The sequence below is a fragment of the Marinobacter sp. ST-43 genome (genome assembly GCF_030541085.1).
In the GTDB taxonomy this organism is placed as follows: domain Bacteria; phylum Pseudomonadota; class Gammaproteobacteria; order Pseudomonadales; family Oleiphilaceae; genus Marinobacter; species Marinobacter nauticus.
In genome coordinates this window covers 1-2,559 of record NZ_JASSVO010000046.1, presented here as the reverse complement: position 1 = coordinate 2,559, position 2,559 = coordinate 1, and the positions used below count along the sequence as shown (strand labels likewise).

Sequence of the window (2,559 nt, the reverse complement as noted above, 5' to 3'; positions counted from 1 at the left end):
ATCGTGACCGCTCACTCCGTTTTATCGTGACCGATTTCGGGCGTTTTTCCGGAATCACCGGTCACGTTCCTCCGGAATCACTGCCAACACGCTGGAATTCTTCAACTTTATCCGGCATACCCGTTTCTTTTTCATCACGAGGAAGGGCGGATGCCGGCAGCGAGGATTTCCATGCGACAGATCATCGAGGTCTTGCGCCTCAAGTACGAAGCGGGCCTGAGCCATGAGCGCATTGCCCGTGCCTGTGGGCTCTCCAAGGGCGTGGTCGGCAAGTATGTCAGCCTGGCCACTGCGCAGGGCATCACCTGGCCGTTGCCGGAAGGCACGGATGAAGTACGGTTAGAGGCTCAGCTGTTCCCGGCCAAGACACCCCCATCTCGATTTGCTGAACCCGACTACTTCCAGGTCCACCAGGAACTGAAGACCAAGGGCGTCACCCTGCAACTGCTCTGGGCCGAGTACGTGGAACGCCACGGCGACAAGGCCTATCGCTACAGCCAGTTCTGCCACCACTACCGGCTCTGGCGGGGACGGCAACGGCGCAGCATGCGCCAGGTCCATCGGGCAGGTGAGAAGGTCTTTATCGACTACTGCGGCCCTACGGTTCCGGTGGTGGACCGTAGCACCGGCGAGATGCGCAAGGCCCAGGTTTTTGTGGCCGTGTTGGGGGCGTCCAGCTACACCTTCGCCGAGGCCACCTGGAGCCAGTCCCTGCCGGACTGGATCGCCTCTCACCAGCGGATGCTGGCGTTCTATGGTGGCGTACCGGAACTACTGGTTCCGGACAACCTCAAGGCAGCGGTCACCAAAGCAGATCGGTACACGCCCCAGATCAACGAGACCTATGCGGAACTGGCGGCCCATTACCAGACGGCGGTACTGCCGGCACGCCCCTACAAGCCCAAGGACAAGGCAAAAGCGGAAGCCGGCGTGTTGCTGGTTGAACGCTGGATCCTGGCCCGGTTGCGGCATCAGACGTTCTTCTCACTGGCCGAGCTAAACGCAGCCATCGCCGGACTGTTACCGGCGCTGAACCAGCGTCCGTTCCAGGGGCGCTCCGAGAGCCGCCAGAGCCTGTTCGAAGCGCTGGACCGACCCGCGCTGAAGCCGCTGCCGGCAACGCCCTACGTCTACGCCGAGTGGCGCAAGGCACGACCGGGAATCGACTACCACATCGAGATCGACAAACGGCTGTACAGCGTGCCTCACGCACTCGTGGGCGTGAAGCTGGATGTTCGGGTTACCGATACGTCCGTAGAGGTCATGCACAAAGGCCAGCGGGTGGCTCTGCACCCTCGGCATGGCAAGGGCCGCTTCGTCACCTTGACCGAACACATGCCCAAGTCCCATCAGGCCCATCAGAACTGGTCGCCGGGGCGGTTCCTTAACTGGGCCACTGACATCGGTCCCGCCACGCTGGACGTGGTGCAGCGACAGCTCAAGGATCGCCCTCATCCAGAGCATGGTTACCGGTCATGCCTGGGTCTACTGAATCTGAGTCGCCGCTACAGCCGTGACCGTTTGGAGCAGGCTTGTAGCCGAGCACTGGCCATCAACTCGGCCAGCTATCAGAGCATCAGTTCAATCCTGAAGCAGGGGCTGGATCAGCTCCCGTTACCCCTGGCCGAGGAAGAACCGGAACTGGCCGATCTGCCTGTTCACACCAACGTTCGCGGTCCCCACTACTACCACTGATCCCGGAGAAACTGATGCTGACTCAAAACACCCTCGATACCTTGCGACAGCTCAAGCTGACCGGCATGTGCGATGCCCTGGAACAGCAGCGGGCACAGCCCGACACCCACGACCTGGCGTTCGAGGAACGCCTGGCCTTGCTGATCGACCGGGAGGTGCTACATCGTGAAAATCGCCGTCTGGATCGGCTGCTGAAGGCGGCCCGGTTGCGGGTCCCTGCCTGCGTGGAAGACGTCGATTACCGCCATCCACGGGGGCTGGAGCGCTCCCGTATGGCGGGGCTGGCCAGCTGTGACTGGATCCGCCAATCCCTGAACCTGTGCATCACCGGCCCGACCGGTTGCGGCAAGACCTGGCTGGCCTGCGCCCTGGGCAACCAGGCCTGCCGGCAGGGGCTCTCGGTTCGCTACTTGCGCGTGCCCCGGCTGTTCGAGCAGGTGCGCATCGCCCACGGCGATGGCAGCTACGCACGGCTGATGAACCAGTTGCTGAAGACCGACCTGCTGATCCTGGACGACTGGGGCATGCAGAAGGTGACGGCACAACAACGGCAAGACCTGATGGAAGTAATCGAAGACCGGCACGGGCGAGGCTCAACGCTCATCGCGAGCCAGTTACCAACCGAACACTGGCACGACTACATCGGCTCCGCCACGCTCGCCGACGCCATCCTGGACCGGCTCCTGCACGGTGCTCACCGACTCAATCTGAAGGGGGAATCACTGCGAAAAGCCAAAGCACAAAATACGGAATCAGTTGACCCATCGTGACCGCTCAGAGTACAAAACTGACTCCAGCGTGAGGGCCGTGTGCAAATCGGTCACGATCCCCGGAATGAACGGTCACGTTCGCCGGAATACGCAC

The 2,559-nt window shown here is 61.9% G+C and carries 2 protein-coding genes; both read left to right on the top strand.

Annotation, left to right across the window (positions count from 1 at the left end; translation table 11 throughout):
* Window positions 1-150: 150 nt before the first annotated feature.
* The gene (istA, locus tag QPL98_RS19315; RefSeq protein WP_011783958.1) at window positions 151-1,695 is read left to right on the top strand and encodes an IS21 family transposase; all 1,545 of its coding nucleotides are present in this window, start codon (window positions 151-153) and stop codon (window positions 1,693-1,695) included.
* 14 nt (window positions 1,696-1,709) lie between these two features.
* Window positions 1,710-2,465, top strand: a complete 756-nt coding sequence (istB, locus tag QPL98_RS19310) for an IS21-like element helper ATPase IstB (protein ID WP_011783959.1) — start codon at window positions 1,710-1,712, stop codon at window positions 2,463-2,465.
* Window positions 2,466-2,559 lie beyond the last annotated feature (94 nt).